This window comes from Mycolicibacter virginiensis, assembly GCF_022374935.2.
Lineage (GTDB): Bacteria > Actinomycetota > Actinomycetes > Mycobacteriales > Mycobacteriaceae > Mycobacterium > Mycobacterium virginiense.
On record NZ_CP092430.2, the window covers coordinates 2,572,419 to 2,592,525 of the forward strand.

General features: G+C 69.0%; 4 protein-coding genes. All 4 read right to left on the minus strand.

The window, feature by feature from the left end; genetic code table 11:
* Positions 1-24 precede the first annotated feature (24 nt).
* Genes MJO54_RS12410 through MJO54_RS12425 form a run of 4 tightly spaced genes read right to left on the minus strand, consistent with a single transcriptional unit; the run spans position 25 to position 20,094 of the window.
* Positions 25-4,431, minus strand: a complete 4,407-nt coding sequence (locus MJO54_RS12410; RefSeq protein WP_259602738.1) for a type I polyketide synthase — start codon at positions 4,429-4,431, stop codon at positions 25-27.
* Positions 4,428-9,854: a type I polyketide synthase gene (locus tag MJO54_RS12415; RefSeq protein WP_240174994.1), complete on the minus strand. Its 5,427-nt coding sequence runs from the start codon at positions 9,852-9,854 to the stop codon at positions 4,428-4,430. Before MJO54_RS12415 ends, MJO54_RS12410 begins: the two co-directional genes overlap by 4 nt.
* Complete coding sequence (locus tag MJO54_RS12420) at positions 9,854-15,307, minus strand: type I polyketide synthase (RefSeq protein WP_240174995.1); 5,454 nt, start codon at positions 15,305-15,307, stop codon at positions 9,854-9,856. The genes MJO54_RS12415 and MJO54_RS12420 overlap by 1 nt, the downstream gene beginning before the upstream one ends.
* Positions 15,304-20,094, minus strand: coding sequence for a type I polyketide synthase (locus MJO54_RS12425; protein ID WP_240174996.1), 4,791 nt, complete (start codon positions 20,092-20,094; stop codon positions 15,304-15,306). The genes MJO54_RS12420 and MJO54_RS12425 overlap by 4 nt, the downstream gene beginning before the upstream one ends.
* Between the last annotated feature and the right edge of the window lie 13 nt (positions 20,095-20,107).

Below are 20,107 nucleotides of genomic sequence, written 5' to 3' on the forward strand. Positions count from 1 at the left end.
TCGGTTCTCTCCTAAATCAAAGGACTACGACAGCTCGACCAAGGTCATCTCGTCCTCGCCCTGCGAGGCCATGTCCTCTTCGGCGAGGGCCGCGCGGACCAGGTCCATGACCGCCGTGGTGAACCCGTCGGCGATCGTGCGCACCACAGACTCCTCGATCCGGCGGCTGTCATGCCACCAGTCCAGGTACAGCACACCGCCGGTGCGGTAGGCCCGCAGCTCCAGCGCGTGCCCCAGCCCCGGGATCGCCTCGCGCACCGGCATCGCGGTGTCGGGGTCGAACTGCACGGGAGAATCGCCTAGCGACGGCGGCTCGGGTATCGCGCCCAGGTAGGAGAAGTGCACATCGGCCGGGGCAACAGAGCCGAACATTCGCGCGGTCGGTGCGTACAGGTAGCGGAGCAGGCCGTAACCGATCCCGTAATGCGGTACACCGTCCAGTGTTTCGTGGATCGAGTCCAGCAGCTGCCGGGAGCTTTCCTGACTGTCGGTATAACAGCGCAGCGCAACCGGGTAAAGCGTGGTGAACCAGCCCACGGTACGGCGCAGGTCGACCTCGGGCTTGAGCACCGAACGGCCCGCTCCCCCCATATCGACCGCAAGAGTGCCCTCGCCGACCGCCGAGGCCACCGCCCGGCCCAAGCCGGCCAACAGGATCTCGTTGATCGGCAACCGCAGCCGCCGACGCGCATCGTCGATCTCGCTGACGTCGCCGGCGGGCAGCGTCGTGGTGAGCTTGGACAGATCGGCCGCAGCCGGGGGTTCGGCGACATCCGCGGCCAGCCGCAACGTCGCCGACTTCGTTGTCTTCAGCCAGAATTCACGGCTTTCCAGCACCGCCGGGTGGGTCGCGAGCCCGGCGCAACGCTGCGACCACTCGGTCCATCCGACGCCTGCCGGCTGCAATTCGATGTCGTTGCCACCCAGCTTCTGACCGAACCCGGTGAAGATGTCGGTGACCAGGATGTCGCGGGATGCCTCGTCGCCGACGCTGGCGTGCAGACTCAGGGCCAGGTAGCACAGGTCACCCGAAGCGCCCCGGACGTAGAGCGCCGTCAGCGGCGGGCTGGACAGATCCTGGTCGCGGATGTGCTCGGCCAGCAGCGTACGCACCGCGTCATGCTCGGCGGTCAGGCCCTCGGGAAGTGAGTGGGTGCTGATCTCCCCGAACTCGCCGGGCTCGACGATCCGCTGCTCCCAGGTACCGGCCCGCTCGGTGATGCGCAACCGCAGTGCGTCGTGGTGGTTGACCACCGCGGTCAACACGGCTCGAACGTCGTCGACCGAGACGTCGGGGCGCAACCGCAGGATCAGCGGGATACGCCAGCGACCGTGTTCGCGGACACCGTTTTCCAGGAAGTAGGTGATGTTCGGCGGCACCGGCGGGTGCTCCACCTCGCCGAGCGACTGGCGGCCCAGCCCCCCGGCGGCATAGCGGGCGGTCAGTGCTTTGGCCAGCGCCACCACTGTCGGGTTGTCGTAGAGGTCCTGCGGCGTGAGGTCCAGTCCCTCGTGCGAGGCGGCCATGGCGACGCTGATCGCCACCAGTGAGTCGCCGCCGACATCGAAGAAGTTGGCGGTGCGGTCCACCGAGCCGACACCCAGGCATACCGCCCAGATGCGTTGCAGCGTCGCCTCGATAGAAGTGCCGCTGGAGCCGCTGGTGCCGTCACCGCCGCTCTGCCCGTCCGCGGCACCGCCGGCGGCGCCCGAGCCGGACACCCAGGTGGCGCCGGCATTGTGCTCAAGCCAATGCCGTTGGCGCTCAAAGGGGTAACCGGGGACAGTGACGCGCTTGGGCTGGTAGTCACCGCGCAAAGGCGACCAGTCCACGTCGACACCGGCGGCCCACAGTTGGCCAAGCGCCAGCAGGAAGGTGTCACGGTCGTCGCGGTTCTGGGCATGGTGGCGCATCAGCCGGACGGCCCGATGCCCACTTGCGAACTTGGGGTTGCGGGCCGCCGACGCGGTCAGCGTGGCACCCGGGCCGACCTCGACCAGGACGCGGTGCGGGTCGTTCAGCACGGTGTCGATCTCGTCGGCGAACCGTACGGTGGCCCGCACGCTGCGCGCCCACGTCGCCGGGTTGGTCGCCTCGCTGGGCGCCAGCCAGGTGCCGGTCAGATTCGACAGCAGTGGGATCCGCGGTTCGTTCAGCGTCTGCCGGGACAGGAATGCGGTGAACTCCGAGATCATCGAGTCCATCAGGCGGGAGTGGAACGCGTGCGAGGTCCGCACCCGGCGCGCATTGATCCCGGCCTGCTTGAGCGCCTCGGAGAACTCACGGATGTCGGCTTCGGTGCCGGCGACCACGCAGCCGTCCGGGTCGTTGACCGCGGCCAGGTCCACATCACCGGTCAGGTAAGCACCGACCGCGTCGGCACTGATCGGGACCGCCACCATGACGCCGCGCGGCGCGGCATGCATCAGCCGGGCCCGCATCGCCACCACCTTGATCGCGGTGTCGAGGTCGAAGACGCCGGCGACGGTGGCCGCGGCGTATTCGCCGATGCTGTGACCGACCAGCGCCGTCGGACGCACGCCGTAGCTCTCGACCAGCTTCGCCAGCGCGTATTCGACGGTGAACAGGGCCGGCTGGGTGCGGTCGGTGCGCTCGAGGTCACGCGAGGTGCCCTCGAAGATCATGGTGCGCAGGTCGTAGCCCAGTTCCGCCTCGAAGCCGGCGACGCAGCGATCGAAGTACTCGGCGAACACCGGCTCGTTGTCGTAGAGTCCGCGGGCCATCCCGATGTGCTGGGCACCCTGCCCCGGGAACAGGAACACCACCCGGTCGGCGGCGTCGTCGCCGGGGTCCACACCCTCGCCGATGAAGACGTTCTCGCTCTCCTCGGCACCCAACTGCGCCGCCGCGTCGGCGCGATCGGCGACGACCGCGGCCAACCGCAGGTTGTGCGGGTGCCGGCCGGCCAGCGTGTAAGCAAAGTCATGCAGGTCGGGCGAATCGGGCGCCTGGGCGTCCTCGCCGCCGGAGAGCTCCGCCGCCAGCTCCGAGCGGCCCTGCGCCAGCGCCTCGGCGGTGCGTGCCGACAGCAGCAGCACCTCGGGGCCGGGCTTGGGCGCCGCCGGCACAGCAGCGTCCTCGGGCCATTCCTCGACGATGACGTGGGCGTTGGTGCCGCCGACGCCGAACGAGCTGACGCCGGCGCGCCGGATGCCGTCGGATTCCCAGGGCCCGTACTCGCCGCGGATCCGGAACGGCCCGTCCTCGAGGTGTAGTTCGGGGTTCGGGCTGGTGTAGTGCAGCGTGCCGGGAATCGCCCGGTGCTTAAGGCACAGGATGGTCTTGATCAGGCTGGCGATACCGGCTGCCGACTCCAGGTGCCCGATGTTGGACTTGACCGAGCCCACATAGCAGGGGCCGGAACGCTGTTCCTCGGAGACCGCGAAAGCCTGTCGCAGGCCCTCGATTTCGATCGGGTCACCCAGCGGCGTGGCGGTGCCGTGCGACTCGATGTAGCTGATGGTGGACGCGTCGACCTCGGCGACCGCGTGCGCCTCGGCGATCACGTCGGCCTGCCCGGCAGCGGTGGGCGCGGCGTAGGTCATCTTGGTGCCGCCGTCGTTGTTCAACGCCGAACCCCGGATCACCGCGTGGATCTGGTCGCCGTCATCGACGGCCGCATCCAGCGACTTAAGCACCACCACACCGACACCGCTGGAGAAGATCGTGCCGTCGGCCCGCACATCGAACGGCCGGCAGTGCCCGCTCGCCGAGACCATCGAACCCGGCTCGTGCCAGTACCCGACGTGGTGCGGGACCCGCAGCGACGCCCCACCGGCCAGCGCCATGTCGCATTCGCCGTTGAGGATGCTCTGGCAGGCCAGGTGCAGGGCGACCAACGCCGACGAGCAAGCCGTCTGCACCGACAGCGCCGGGCCGTGCAGATTGAGCTGATGGGCCACCCGGGTCGCCAGATAGTCCTTGTCGTTCTGCAAGGAGAGGTTGACCATCTCGAAGCTGACGCCTTGCCCGATGATCAGGTTCGGGTCGTAGTGCGACATCAGGTTGTGCAGCAGGTAGCCACTGGTGGTGCTGGTCCCGTAGACGCCGACCGATCCCTCGATCTCACCGGGCCGGTAGCCGGCGTCCTCCAAAGCGTGCCAGGCGGTCTGCAGGAACAGCCGGTGCTGCGGGTCCATGGTGCGGGCAGCCAGCGGGGTGAAGCCGAAGAAACCCGCATCGAACTCGTCGATGCCCTCCAGCAACGCAGCGCGGCGCACGTAGTTGTGGTTCGCCAGCGCCTTGTCGCTCACGCCGCTGGCGCGCAGCTCGTCTTCGGACAGCGTGACGATGGATTCGGTGCCGTTGCGCAGGTTGTTCCAGAATCCGGTCAGTGTGCGGGCGCCTGGAAAGCGCCCCGCCATGCCGACGACCGCAATCGCATTGGGCGGCACTTCGTTGTTGGTCACGAACGATCTCCTACTTTTCGCCGTGCCGCGGCCCGCTGACGTGCCGCGGCACGCTGCTGGGCTCGGCTCCGAACACCGTCGCCCGCTCCGTCCGCCCCCTCCTGCTCGGCGAGGCCGAGTTGGCGGCCCAGGTCGGCGGCCAGGTCGGTCAGTGAGGCACCCTGCAGCAGCAACGCCACCGGGGGCTCCGCGCCGAAGTCGCCACGAACGGTGTTGCGGATGCGCACCGCCATCAGCGAGTCCATGCCGAGCTCGGTCAACGGCCGAGCCGGGTCGATGACGCTGCCCTTGGGATAGCCCATGATGGCCATGATCCGCGAACCCAACCGTGCGACAACGGCTTTGGTGGCTTCGTCGGCGCTGAGCTGCTTCAGTCCTTCCGGACCGGGCCAGTCGTCGTCCTCGTCGTCGAGGTCGAGCTCTTCGGCCAGGGTCGCGAAGTACCCGAGCTGCTGCAACTCCGGGAAGGCCGCGGCCACCCGGTCCAGGCGCAGCCGTGCAACACCGATCCGGGAAAGGTCGCCGCCGAGGATCGCTTCGAGGGCTTCCATGCCTTCGTCGGGGTTGATCGGGTCCAGCGCACTGAACTTGAGCTCCTGGGCGACACCGACACCCGACCATTGGCCCCAGTTGATGGTGATCGCCGGCAGCCCGGCGGCCCGCCGCCACGCCACCAGGCCGTCCAGCCAGGCGCTGGCCGCGGCGTAGGACGCCTGACCGGGTGCCCCCAGCAGCGACGAGGTCGAGGAGAACCCGACCCACCAGTCCAGCTCTTTGCCTACGGTCGCGACATGCAGCCGCAGCGCCGCCGCCGCCTTGGGCGCCCACACCCGGCCGAGCGTGTCTTTGTCGATGCCGACCACGATCTGGTCATCGATGACCGCGGCGCCGTGGATGACACCGCGCAGCGCGCACCCGGTCTCTTCCGCGGCGGCGACCAGGCTCTCGGCCACACCGGGTGTGACGAGATCGCCCGAGACGACCGCGATCTGGGCCCGTGCCTCGAGTTCGGCCAGCACGGCGCGCTGCTCCTCGGAGGGCTGCGACCGGCTGTTGAGCACAATCCGCGCGGCACCGTGGTCGATCAGCCACCGGGCGACGACCAACCCGATGCCGCCCAGGCCGCCGGTCAGCACATAGGCGCCGTCGGATCGCACGGTCGGGACACCAGTGGGTGTCAGGGTCGCGCGCTTGAGCCGTTCGGCGTAGCGGTTCTCCCCGCGCCAGGCCACCACGTCGTCCGTACTCGCCAGCCCCAGCTCGGTGATCAGGGTAGCCGCCGGGTCGGCCGAAGCGTCCAGGTCGACCACGCCGGTGTGCAGGTCCGGGTGCTCGTAGGCCAGCACCCGCACCAGCCCCTTGAGGGCGCTGATCGACGGGTCGCCGTACTCGTCACCCACGGTCAGGCCGTTGCGGCCCACCAGCCACAGCCGCGGCGCGGTGCCGTGCCAGCCGCCGACGATGGTGCGCACCGTGGAGGCGACCGACCAGGCCAGGTCGCGACCGCGTGCCGGCGCGTCACCGGTCTCGGTCCCGTCAAAGGAACTGCGGGCGGCCAACACGACCACTCCGACCGGAGGCCGGTCGGGGTCATCGGCGGTCTGCGCGAACGCCTCTCGCACCGCGGGCTCGCTGGTCAGGTCCGCGGTGATCACCCGGCGGCTGTCCGAGCCGAACCGGGCAGCGAAATCGGCTGCCAGCGCTGCGGTTTCGGAGCCGTCAGTCAGCACGAGCCAACTGCCGTCCGCGGCCGCCGGCGGCTGCGCGGGAGCGGCAGCGTCGACCCACTCGGTGTCGAAGATCTTCTGGGTCAACGGCAGCGGCACGGTACGGCGCTGCACCCGCTGCAAGTAGATCCCGGACAGCTCGGCGGTGACCGTCCCGGTGTCGTCGGTCAGGGTGACCCGGCCCAGGATTCCGCCGTCGTCGTGGCTGACCAGCTCGGCGTGCCCGCGGGCCCGACGTCCGACGTCGCCGAAGATCCGGATGTTCTCCACCGCCACCGGAAGATAGGTCGCCTCTTCCATACCGGCCGAGCCCATCAACGACTCGTCGGGCAGCGCCGCGGCCAGGCACTGCAGGGCGGCGTCGAGCATCACCGGGTGGATGCGGTAACCGCGGTGCGCGGTCGCCTCATCGGGCAGCACGATCTCGGCTTCCGAGGCGCCGCCGGGCTTGCGCACGATCCGGGTCAGTGCGGCGAACGCCGGGCCGTGCTGCAGGCCGGTGCGGCGCAGCGCGGTGTACAGGTCTGCCGGTGACAGCGTGGTGCCGCCGCCGCTGGGCGCGGGGCGCTGCGGTTCGGCGGGCTGCGCCGCCGCGGCCCGGGCCACCGCGTGCCGAGACCAACTGCCGCCGGCCGGGCGGGAATGGATCTCGATGCGCAGTTCGTCGGATCCGTCGGCGTCGTGCAGCAGCCGGGTAGTGACCTCGGTTCGCTCGTCGACGCGCAGCATCTGCTCGACCTCGACCCGGTCCACGGCGACAGCTGAGGGCGGCAGCCCCAAAGCCTCGCCGGCCGCGGCCAACGCAATCTCAGCGAAGCCGGTAGCGGGCATCACGACCTGGCCGTGCACCTTGTGGTGGGCCATCCACGCGACGAGGTCGGTGCCCACGTCGGCCTGCCAGACGTGGCCGTGACCCGACGGCAGCTCGACGTGGATGCCCAACAGCGGATGCGCATCTGCGTTGTGGCGGTTGGCGGCGACCGGGGCAGCCCAGTACCGGACGTGCTGCCACGGCCGTGGCGGCAGGTCGGCGCGCCCGATCCCGCCGTCGGGTTGCGGCGCGTCGGCCGACGGCGGCGCGACAGTCGCCAGGTTGGTGTGGAAGCTCAGGGCTTCGGCCTGGTCGCGCAGCAGTGTGCCGGTCACCACGCTGTCGCCGGCAGGCCGCGCCGTGTCGAGGTTGCCGTTGATGGCGTGCGACAGCAGCGGGTGCGGGCTGACCTCGATGAAGGTCGCGTGTCCGGCGGCGGCCGCGGTCACGGCTTGGGCGAACCGCACCGGGTTACGCAGGTTGTGCACCCAGTAGTCCGCGTCAAAAGCCGGTGTGTCACTGCCGGTTTGACCCACCGTGCTGATCAGCGGGATCTTCGGCGCTGACGGCTTGAGGCCGGCGAGTGCGGTCCGCAGTTCGTCCAGGATCGGGTCGACGGTCGGGTGATGCGAGGCCACGTCCACCTCGACGCGGCGGGCCAGCTTGCCCTGGGCGTCGACGATCGCGACCACGGCGTCGACCTGGTCGGGCGGGCCGGCGATCACGGTCTGCTGCGGCGCTGCGTACACCGCCACGGTGATGTCGGGGTGCTCGGCGACGAGCTTCTCGGCGGCGTCGGCATCCAGTTCCAGCAGTGCCATCGCGCCTTGGCCGCTCAGTCGGGCCATCAGCTTGGACCGGGTGGCGATCACCTTCAGCCCGTCCGCGGGGCTCAGGGCACCGGCCACCACGGCCGCGGCCACCTCCCCCATCGAATGCCCGATCACCGCGTCCGGCTCGACTCCGTGGGATCGCCACAGCGCCGTCAATGCCAGCTGCATGCCCACCAGCACCGGCTGGATGCGATCGATGCCGACCACCGGCTCGCCGGACTCGAGGACCTGACGCAGCGAGAACCCGACCTGCGCAACGAAATCGGGCTCGAGCTCGTCGACGGCGGCAGCGAACGCCGGCTCATCGACCAACAGTTGGCGGCCCATGCCGGCCCACTGCGACCCCTGGCCCGAGTACAGGAAGACGGTTCCTTTGCCACGCAACGCGCCGCGTGTGCCGACCACACCGGGGGCCGGGTAACCGCCGGCGACCGCCCGCAGCCCAGCCAACGCCTGCTCGGTGTCGCGTGCGGTGACGGTCGCGAACTTGGCGTAGCGGCTGCGGTGGCGATTGAGGGTGTGCGCGATGTCGGTCAGCGGTACAGCGGCGCCCGGCCCGGCGATCCAGTCGGCCAGGGTGGCAGCCCAATCCGCCACTCGCTGCTCGGTTTTTCCCGAGATCACCAGGGTGGCGACCGGTTCATCCGAAGTGGGCGCGGGGACCGGGTCAGGCCCCTGCTCGAGCACCACGTGCGCGTTGGTTCCGCCCAGCCCGAACGATGACACCGCAGCACGCCGCGGTCCCTCGGCCGCCGGCCACGGCGTCATCTCGGTGGGGACGAACAGCCGTGTCGGGGACGGGTCGATCGCCGGGTTCCACTTGGAGAAGTGCAGATTCGGTGGGATCTTTCCGCGTTGCACGGACAACGCAGCCTTGATGAAGCCGGCGATCCCGGCGGCCGCCTCAAGGTGGCCGATATTGGTCTTGACCGCGCCCAGCGCACACTTGTCGGCGCCGCGCCCATAGACATCGGCGAGCGCCTCGAATTCGATCGGGTCACCCAAAGCTGTTCCGGTGCCGTGAGTTTCGATCAGGTTCACCGAGTTCGCGGCGACGTCGGCGCTGCGCAACGCCCGGCTGATCGCGTCGATCTGGGCAATGGTGTTCGGCGCGGTGAGCCCGTTGGACTTGCCGTCCTGATTGATCGCCGAACCACGCACCACCGCCAGCACCCGGTCGCCATCGCGGATGGCGTCGGTGAGGCGCTTGAGCACGACGATCCCGGCGCCCTCGCCGCGCACGAATCCGTCCGCCCCGGCGTCGAAGGTGTGGCACCGGCCGCGCGGAGACAACATGCCCCACTTGGCCATGGCGATCTGGGTTTCCGGCCGCAGGATGAGGCTCACGCCGCCGGCCAGGGCCAGGTCGCTTTCGCGCATGCGCAGGCTCTGGCAGGCCATGTGGATGGTGACCAGCGATGACGAGCACGCCGAGTCCATCGCGACCGCGGGACCGCGCAGACCCAGCAGGTAGGCGATCCGGCCGACGGCGACGGCGTGGGCGTTACCGGTGGCCGAGTAGCCGTCGATAGCGTCGGGGTTGGCCGCCGAAATCCCTTGGTATTCGGTGTAATACACACCCATCATCACCGCGGAGCGGATGCCCGTCAGGGTTTCCGGCGACAGTCCGGCGTGTTCGAGGGCCTCCCAGGCGACCTCGAGCATCAGCCGCTGCTGCGGGTCCATGGCCTCGGCTTCGCGCGGCGAGATCCCGAAGAAGTCGGCGTCGAATCCGGCGACGTCGGAGATGAAGCCGCCCCACTTCGACGACATTCGGCCCGGGGCGAGTGGGTCGGGGTCGTAGTACTCGTCGGCGTCCCAACGATCCGAGGGGATCTCGGTGATGGCGTCGCGCCCGGCCTCCAACAGCTCCCAGTAGGCGTCCGGGCCGGAGGCGCCACCCGGGAAGCGGCAGCCGATTCCGACGACAGCGATCGGTTCGGCGGCGGCGATCCGCGACGCCTTGTCGAACTGCTCGGTCAGCGCCCCCCGTTTGTCGGCGCCCATGGCCGACATCCTGTTGAAGATCGACGTCGTGGAGGTTCCCGTCATCAATAAATACCGCTCTCGCTACCGGTCGAAGCCGACTCGACCTGATCGAACAACTCATCCAGCACGCCGCCGGATGAGCCGAACCCCAAATCATCGTCGTCTTGCCCCGCGGTGCTGTCCGGCTCGGCATAACGCGACGCCAGCAGTCCCACCAGGTGCGTCGTCAACGCTGAGATGCTGGGGTGATTCCACAGCATTGACGCCGACAAATCCACCCCCACCAACTGTTGTGTCTCTTTCAGAACTGTCATCGCGATCATGGAATCGAGCCCCATCTCCGGGAAGGGCTGATCCACATCGACCGCTGACGCAGATGTCCGAAGTTCGCGGGCCAGGATAGCTTGCAGCCGGACCACCAACTCCTCGCGCCGCTGATCGGCGGGGATGGTCGCCCAGTCCGGCACGCCTGCCGACGACGCGCCGGTGCCTACCTGCTCACCTGTCACAGCAGCCCCGAGCGTCGCTCCGACTTCAGAGGCCTCACCGACCAGGTCTTCGAAGAAGGTCAGATCCCGGAACTCCGGCGAGGTGGCGACCGCACGGTCGATACGCAGTCGTCCCACCCCGATCCGAGCGCCGATCAGGCCGGAGTCCGCACCAAGCACGGCGTCCAGCGCCTCGATGCCTTCGTCGGGGCTGATCGGGTCGAGGACGCTCAGCGTCATCGACCGGCCCAGGCCCACATCCGACCACTGGCCCCAGTTGACGGCGGTAGCGGGCAGGCCCGACGCATGCCGCCACGCCATCAGTGCATCCAGCCAGGCGTTGGAGGTGGCGTATCCGAGCTGGCCGGGCAGGCCCAGCAGTGCGGCCATCGAGGAGAAGCCCACCCACCAGTCGAGCTCGGAGGCGGCGGTGGCGGCATGCAGGCGGGCGGCGCCGACGGCCTTGGCCGACCAGACGCTCTCCAGGCTCTCCCGAGTCACCGCCGTCACCAGGCCATCGCCCAGCACGCCGGCGGCGTGCACCACGCCACGCAGCGGCTTGCCGGTCTCCTGGGCAGCGGCCACCAGTCGGTCGGCCACCCCCAGCAAGCTGATGTCGCCGGGAACAAAGACCACTTCGGTGGCGGCGGCCAGTTCATCGAGGACGGCGCGCTGCTGATCGCCGGGCTCGCTGCGGCCGTTGAGCACGATTCGCCCGGCGCCCCGGGCCACCAGCCAGCGGGCCACCACGATGCCCAGTCCGCCGAGGCCTCCGGTGAGCAGGTAGGAACCGTCGGCGCGGACCTCGGCTTGGGGAGCCGGGGCCACGTCAGCACCGTCGAGGGTGGCCCGGGTGAGACGTTCGGTGTAGCGCTGTCCGCCGCGCCAGGCGATCACGTCGTCGCGCAGCGGGGCACCAAGTTCGGCCAGCAGGGCGTCGGCCAACGCCGCGGCGTCCGCCGAGGCGTCCAGGTCCACCAGGGTGGCGCCCAGGTCCGGTTCGTCGGCCAGCACCCGGGCAAGTTCGCCGGGGAACCGCCAGGTACGGACCACGCCCTTGAGCGCACCGACAGCCGGGTCGCCGGGCTCATCGCTGCCGAACGCCAGGCCGCCCCGGCTGACCAGCCAGAGTCGCGGTTTGGTTGACCCAGATACGCCGGACCAACCCTCGACCGCGGCGCGGGCCGTCGACGAAGCCGTCCAGATGAGCTCGCGGGCGCGGGCCAGGGCGCCGTCGGGGTCGGACCCGTCGAACCCGACCCGGTCGAGGAAGACGACGATGCCGGCCGGCGGATGTGCCGGGTCGGCGCCGGCCTGCGCTACCGCGTCAATCAGCGCGGGGCCGTCGGCGAACGGGCCGGTGAGCACCTTGCGGTTCGGCGCGGCCAACCGGGTGGCGAACTGCGCGGCCAGACCCTCGGTGTCGGTGCCGGTCTCGGAGAGCAGCAGCCAGCTGCCGGCCCCCGCACCGGTGCCCTCTGACGTGGTGACCGATTCCGCCGGAGTCCACTCAGTGGCGAAGAGCTTTTGGTCCAGCGGCACCCGCAGGGCGCGGGGATCCAGCGGGCGCAGCTCGACGCCGGTGAGTTCGGCAACGGCGGTGCCCGTGTCATCGGTCAAGACGACCCGGCCTACGGCGACCTTGTCTTCGTGACTGCTCACCTCGCTGTGGCAACGCACCTGGCGTCCGGCCGGTGCGAAGACCCGCACCGCGGCCACCGCCGTCGGCACGTAGCCACTGTGCTCCGCGTCATCGGTCGCGATCCCCGCCGCCAGCTGCCGCAGCCCGGCATCGAGCAATGCCGGATGTAGGCGGTAGGCGGGATGGGTGGCCACAATGTCGGGCAGGGTGAGCACACTGTGCTCGGTCCCCTCGTCAGACTCCGAGGTCGACCGCTCCGCCGGCGCCGCTGCGATGTCGGCGACCGCATACCGGGTCCAGGCTTCGCCGGCCGGGCGGGCGTGGATCTCAATCCGGCTCTGGCCATCAGCCTCGCTGAACTGGGTGGTGACCTGGGTCCCGCTGTCGAGGACCAGCGGCTGTTCGATCTGCAGGCCGGTCACCGCGAGCGACTCAGCAGGTTCTCCGAGGGCCTGGCTGCCTGCCGCCACCGCCATCTCGATCAGTGCCGCGACCGACGCAACGGCCTGTCCGTGCGCCGGTTGCTCGGCCAGCCATGGCATGGCCGCCGTAAGAAGGTCGTTCTGCCAGAGGTGGCCGCCGGCGAGCAACTCGACGTGGACGCCCAGCAGCGGATGTACGTCCGGTGCCTGGCCGGCCCGCGCAGGCGCCTGCAGCCAGTGCCGGCTGTGCTGCCAGGGGGTGGTGGGCAGCTCGGCGAACCCGCCGGCCTTAGCGACGCCGGTGCCGCTGTGCTGCCCGCCGAGTTCGGTGAGCTGAACGTGGAAGCTCAGTGTTTCGTCGTCGCCGCGGCGCAGGGTCGAGGCCACTGTCACCGGCTCGGAGGTTGCGGCTTCGGCCGTCTCGATGATCGAGTGCGTCAACAACGGGTGGGGGCTGATCTCGACGAAGGTGTCGTGGTCCGCCGTTGCCACGGTCACGGCCTGGCTTACCAGCGCGGGCTTGCGCACATTGGCCACCCAGTAATCCGCGTCCAATCGCGGTGTGGGACCCGCCGGATCCACCGCCGTCGAAATGAACGGGATCTGTGGCATTTGGGGGGTGATGTCGGCCAGTTCGGCACGCAGTTCATCCAGGATCGGATCCATGAACGCGGTATGAGAAGCCACTTCCATGTTCACCCGCCGCGCAAACCGCTCCGCAGCAGCCACCGCAGCAATCACCGCATCCACATCCGCCGGCGCACCCGCCACCACCGTCTGCCGCGGCGACAAATACCCCGCCACCTCAACACCGGGATAACCCGCCAACAACTCTTGGGCCGAGGCGGCATCCAACTCCAACAACGCCACCGCACCCTGACCGGCCTGCCGCGACATCAACCGCGACCGCACCCCGATCACCTTCAAACCCTGCTCCGGCGTCAGCGCCCCGGCCACCACCGCCGCAGACACCTCCCCCATCGAATGCCCAATCACCGCATCCGGAACAACCCCATAGGAACGCCACAACGCAGCCAACGCCAACTGCAACCCCATGATCACCGGCTGCACCTGCGCATCACCGGAAATCTCAACGCCCTGCTCGATCACCTCACGCAGCGAAAAACCCACCTGCCGGGCAAAAACCGGCTCCAACTCATCAACAGCCGCAGCAAACACCGGCTCATCGGCCAACAACCGACGACCCATCCCCACCCAATGCGAACCCTGACCCGAAAACACAAAAACCGGCCGTGATGCCGCCGGCCGCAGCCGGGGCTCGGTGACGCCGGCTGCAGACTCGCCGGCAGCCAGTGCGGTCAATCCGGCCACCGCGGCGGCTCGGTCGCGCGCGGATACGCCCGCGGTGTAGTTGTAGCGGCTTCGGTTCTTCCGCAAGGTCTCTGCGATGTCGGCCAGGGCCACGCCGGCGCCGTCGTTGGCCATCCACTGTGCGAGTACTTCGGCGGTGGCCGCGATACGCGCCGGCGACTTCCCCGACACCACCAACGTGCTCACCGGCACCGCAGCAGCCGCCGCGACAACCTCAGCATCCGGCGCCTGCTCAACGATCACATGCGCATTCGTGCCCGACACCCCAAACGAGGACACCCCCGCCCGACGCACACGCGACACCGCCGGCCACGCCATACCCTGACCAGCAATCTGAAACTTCGACGCCCCCACACCCGCATTCGGCGTCAACACCGAAAAATTCAAATGCCGCGGAATGAAACCCCGCTGCACCGACAACACCGTCTTGATGAACCCAGCAACACCCGACGCAGACTCCAGATGCCCCAAATTGGTCTTCACCGACCCCAACACCAACGGCGCCGAAGAACCCCGCTCACCAAACACCGCCGACAAGGCATCCAACTCAATCGGATCACCCAACGCCGTACCAGTGCCATGCGCCTCGACATAGTCGATATCGCCCGGCTCCAACCGCGCCGACGCCAACGCCGCCCGCACCACCTTCTGCTGCGCCGGACCCGACGGCACCGTCTGACCCGACGACGGCCCATCCTGATTCACCGCCGAACCCCGCACCACCGCCAGAATCCGATCACCATCACGCTGCGCATCCGACAAACGCTTGAGCACCACCACCCCAGCGCCCTCGCCACGCACGTAACCGTCGGCGGCCGCATCAAAGGTCTTGCACTGCCCATCCGGGGCCAACATCCCCCACCGCGACGTCGCAATACTGTTCTGCGGGGTCAAGATCAGGTTCACCCCGGCCGCCAACGCCTGATCCGACTCCCGACGCCGCAAACTCGCACACGCCAAATGAATCGTCACCAACGACGACGAACACGCCGTATCCACCATCATCGCCGGACCATGCACACCCAAGAAATACGACAACCGACCCGCCGCAAAATTCGGTCCGTTGCCGAATGAGAGGTACGGGTCGATGTCGCGCGGGCCGGTCCTCTCCGCTGCGAGTACGGCGTAGTCGTTGGTGGTCAGGCCGACGAAAATGCCGGTCTGGGTGCCCCGGATCGCCTCCTTGGTGATCCCGGCATGCTCCAACGCCTCCCAGGCCACCTCCATCAACAACCGCTGCTGAGGATCCATCGCATCGGCCTCACGCGGCGAAATACCAAAAAACTCCGCGTCAAACTCCGCCGGCTGCCACGACGTCAAAAACCCACCCTCACGAGAACAAATCGTCCCCGGCACCGAATGATCCGACGAATAGAACGCATCAGCATCCCAGCGATCCGCCGGAACCCGAACAATCCCCGAACCCTCATCACACAACAACTGCCACAACGCAGCCGGACCATCCACCCCACCAGGCAGACGACACCCCACACCCACCACCGCGATCGGCTCAGTATCGCCAGCCTCAGCAACAGCCAACCGCGCCGTCAAATCATCAATCTTGCGCAGCGCCTCAGCAACAATCGCCCGACGATCCGGCCCCCCGACCGGCGCAGCACTCTTCTCGCTCAACTCAACCTCTCCGAAAGCTGCGCGAGCAGCTCGTCATCGCTCATGTCGTCGTAGGCGTCGGCGCTGTCCTGCTCGGCGGCTTCCGCTACCTCGGGCAGGATCGTTGCCAGGTACCCCGTCAGCGCGTCGATGGTCGGGTAGTCGAAAACCACTGCGGCCGGCAGAGTTTCGCCCAGGCTGTCGGATAGTGACCGCTGCAGGGTGACGCTCATCAGCGAATCCATGCCGGACTGGAAGAATCCGGCCGTCGGGTCCAGCGCATGGCGCGATCCCAGTCCCATCGCGGCGACGACCTGGTCGGTGACGTGTTCGCGCAACAGCTCCCCACGCTGTTCGGGTTCCGCTTCAGCCAGAACGCGGCGGAACTCGGTGCTCTGCGCCGCCGGCCCGTCAGCGGGTGCATCGACGATCAGCAGATCGTCGACGATGCGCAGCGCCGCCCGGGTGCGGTACGCGGCGGCAAGCCGCGGCCAGTCCGCCGCGACGACGGTGTGCCGCACCGCGCCCCGTGCGCCGATCACCAGTGGCAGGGCTCCGATGGCGACATCGTCGGCCATCGGCTCCAGACCGGAGTCGACAGTCACCTGGCGTTCGACATCGGATTGGGTGTCGGTCAACGACTTCCACAAGCCCCAGTTGATCGCGGTGGCCGGCAGGCCGGCCGCGCGGCGCGCGTAGGCGAAGGTGTCCAGGAAGGTGGTGGTGGCCGTGTAGTGCGCCAGCCAGCGCGACCCGGTGATGCCAGAGATCGACGAGAACAACACGAAGTAGCGCAACGGCTGTCGCAGCGACAGCTTGTGCAACACCGCGACCACGTCGAGCTTCGGGCGGAACATGGTGGTGACGTCGTCGTCGGTCATATCGCGCAGGGTCACCGGTCCGCCGGCGAAGGCGGCCACGTGGATGCCTTCCAGCGGCGGCAGGTCGGCGCCGAACCGATCGAACAGCGCACCCATCGCGGTCTCGTCGGCGGCGTCGGCGGCCACTGTCACCAGTGTCGTTCCGGCCGAAGCCAACTCGGTCGCCAACTCGTCGAGCACTGAGCCCGGGCGTCGGGACACCGCGACGATGGTCTTGGCGCCACTGGCCGCCAGTTGCCGTAGCAGCTGCGGACCGATGTTGCCGGTCGCACCGATCACCAGATGGCAACTGCCGGCGTCGAATTCGACCGGCGCAGCGCCGGTGGGACGGCTACCGAGCAGGCGCGGAACCCGACGAATACCGGCCCGGTAGACGACCTGGTCCTCGTTGTCGGCGGCGTCGGCCTCGGCCTGCAGATATCCGGCGACCAATGCCGCGGGGACCGACTCGTCGACATCGACGACCCTGCCCCAGATCTCGGGGTGCTCCAGGGCCAGGCTGCGGCCCAGGCCCCACAGCACGGCGTGCGCGGGGTTGGCCCGGTCGCCTTCGCCGACAGGTTGCGCATTACGGGTCAGCAGGAACAGTTTCGCCGGGTTCGACGTCTGTTCCGCCATCGCGGTGACCAGGCGCCGGGCGGCGTTGAACGCATCGTAGGCCGGGGCGGCGCTTAGATCCGTCGCGTCCGTCGACGGTGCGTACAGCACATGGGTGGCGGCGCCCAGCGCAGTCGTCAGCGCCGTCCGGTCGGCTTCACCTGCCGTGGCGGCCAACACCGACGCGTCCAGCGCAGTGACGCCGCCGCCCTGCTTCGCGTCGATCTCGGCAACCAGCTCGTCGCCGCCGATCACCAACCAGGTCTGCTGGGTGACGGTGTCGCCGGCCGCTGCGTCAGCAGCCGGCCACGTCAGCTCACACCACCAGTCCTCGGGTACCGCTCCCGGGCTGCCGACGGCCCGTTGTGGCTCTGCGCCTGCCGGGGCGGCGGGGCGCCGGGGGGCCGCGGTCTCAATCCAATAGCTGCTGTGCTGCCACGGGGTGGCGGGCAGCACCGGGTGCGGCTCGGGCGGGTGCGGGGTCTGCGGGGGCTGGGTGGTGTGCGTGCGGTTGAGGTTGGTGTGGAAGCTGACCGCGTCGTCGGCGTCGCGCACCAGGGTTCCGGCCGCGTGGTGATGACCGCCGAGGGCTTCCACCGTGTCAGCAATCGCGTGAGTGAGAATCGGGTGCGCACTGACCTCCACGAACGTGGTGTACTCGCCGGCCGCGGCGGCGACCGCCTGGGTCAGCAGCGCAGGCTGCCGAACGTTGCTCACCCAGTAGTCGGCGTCCAAGATCGGCATGCCACCGGCCGGCATGGCGGCTTCGGTCACCGTCGAGAAGAACGGGATGGTGGCGACTTCAGGCGTGAGGTCCGCCAGCGCTGCCCGAAGCTCGGGCAGGATCGGGTCCATCAGCGCGGTGTGCGAGGCCACTTCCATGTTGACCCGCCGGGCGAACTTGTTCTGGCCGCTGACGGCCGCGATGACCGCGTCGACGGGCGCAACCGGCCCGGCCACCACGGTCTGCTTCGGCGAAAGGTAGCCCGCCACACTGACATCCGGGTAGTCGACCAGCAGCGCCTCGACGGCTTCGGCATCCAGGTTCAGCAGCGCCACCGCGCCCTGCCCGGCCTGCCGCGACATCAACTGCGAACGGGCAGCTATGACCCGGAACCCGTCGGCCGGGCTCAGGGCACCGGCCACCACCGCGGCGGTGACCTCGCCCATCGAGTGACCGATAACAGCGTCGGGGTGGACCCCGTAGGAGCGCCACAGCTCAGTCAGCGCCAGCTGCAGCCCCATCAGGACGGGCTGTACCTGCGCGTCGCCGCTGACCGGTTCACCGGCGGAGATCACCTGCCACAGCGAGAACCCGACGTGTTCGACGAAAGCCGGTTCCAGCACGGCCAGTGCCCGCGCGAACGCCGGTTCGTCGGTGAGCAGCGCACGGCCCATACCGATCCAGTGCGAGCCCTGACCGGAGTACACGAAGACGGTGCCGGGGCCGCACGGGCCGTCGTGCGGACCGATGACTCCGCAGTCCTGGCCATCCGCCGAGGTACCGGCCGCCAGCGCCCGCAAGCCGCTGACGGCAGCATCCCGGTCGCGGGCGCAGACCGTGCCGAACAGGGGTTGGCGGGCACGGTGGTGATTGAGGGTGTGCGCGACGTCGGGCAGTTCCACACCGGCGCCGTCGCCTTCCAGCCAGTCGGCCAGGTCGCTGGCGGTAGCAGCGATCCGTTCCGGAGTCCGCGCGGAGACCACCAGGGTGGTCACGGCCGGATCTACCTCGCGCGCCGTGATCTTGGCGGGGGGTGCCTGCTCGATGACCACGTGAGCGTTGGTGCCACCAAAGCCGAAGGAAGAGATCCCGGCGCGTCGCGGATGATCCGACGAGGGCCAGTCCTGGTGTTCGGCAACGACCTTCAAACGCATCTGCTCGAACGTGATGTGCGGGTTCGGGGTGTTGAAATGCAGGTTCTTCGGAATCCGCCCGCGTTGCACGGCCAGCACCGTCTTGATGAAGCCGACCATCCCGGCGGCCGCCTCGAGATGACCGAGGTTCGACTTGGCGGCGCCGAGCAGCAGCGGGGCCTCCGGGGAACGGCCCCGGCCCAGCACCGTGCCCAGCGCTTTGGCCTCGATCGGGTCGCCCAACAGGGTTCCGGTTCCGTGGGTTTCGACGTAGTCGACTTCCTGCGGGGCGATGCCGGCGTCGGCGTAGGCCGACCGCAGGACCGCCATTTGGGCGGCCGGGTTCGGCGCCAGCAGGCCGTTGGAGTGGCCGTCCTGGTTGATCGCCGATCCACGCACCACCGCCAGCACGCGGTCGCCGTCTTGGCGGGCGACCGACAGCCGCTTGAGCACCACAACACCGCAGCCCTCACCTCGAACGAATCCATCGGCGTCGGCGTCGAACGCATGGCACGCACCGGTCGTCGACAACGCCCCGCTCTGGTCGAAGCCGCGGAACACCGCGGGTGACATCAGCAGGTTCACCCCGCCGGCGATCGCGGTCTCGCACTCCCCGGTCCGCAGGCTCCGGCAGGCCAGGTGCAGCGCGACCAGCGAAGACGAGCATGCGGTGTCCACCGTCACTGACGGGCCCCGCAGGTCCAAGAAATACGACAGCCGGTTGGCGATGATGCTCAGTGCGCCACCGGCGTTGCTCCAGGCGTCCACACTGGGCAGGTCGGCAGACGCATGGCATCCGTATTCGGTGATGCTGGCCCCGACGTACACACCGGTCTGCGATCGCCGCAGCGAGGTCGCCGGAATTCCCGCGTGCTCCAAGGCTTCCCACGCCACCTCGAGCAGCAGCCGTTGCTGCGGGTCCATCTTGACCGCTTCGCGGCTGGAGATGTCGAAGAAGTCGGCGTCGAATGCCGCGATATCGCGCAGGAACGAGCCCCAGCGGGTGGTGCGGGCGATCGCGTTGCTTGTCTCGGCTGACCCGTCGTCGAACGGCGCCCAGCGATCGGCGGGCACTTCTGTCACCGCGTTGCCGCCGTCGAGCAGGAACTGCCACATTGCGTCCGGTGAATTGATGTCACCGGGGAATCGGCACCCCAGACCGATCACCGCGATGGGCTCATCGGTGCCAAAGCGCCCGGGCTCGGGTGCCGACTCTTCGTCGGCGGACTCGGGCTCGATGAGGAACCGGGCCAGTTCCGCGACCGACGGATGCTGCCAGAGTTCTACCGGTGAGACCTTGCGGCCGAGCAGTTCGGACAGCTCACCGCAGAGCACCACGGCGTCGCGGGATCCGACGCCCAGATCGTTGAGCGACGCGTTGAAATCGATGTCCTCGAGACTGCAACCGATGTTGGTGACCAGATAGTCGGCCAGCCAGTGGCGCAGTGCTTCTTCATCAAATGCTGCGGTCATGCGGGGAACTCAA

Bases quoted from the DNA above. Each gene is read 5' to 3' on its own strand.
- MJO54_RS12415 (WP_240174994.1), bottom strand. From the start codon at position 9,854: ATGACGGGAACCTCCACGACGTCGATCTTCAACAGGATGTCGGCCATG.
- MJO54_RS12425 (WP_240174996.1), bottom strand. From the start codon at position 20,094: ATGACCGCAGCATTTGATGAAGAAGCACTGCGCCACTGGCTGGCCGAC.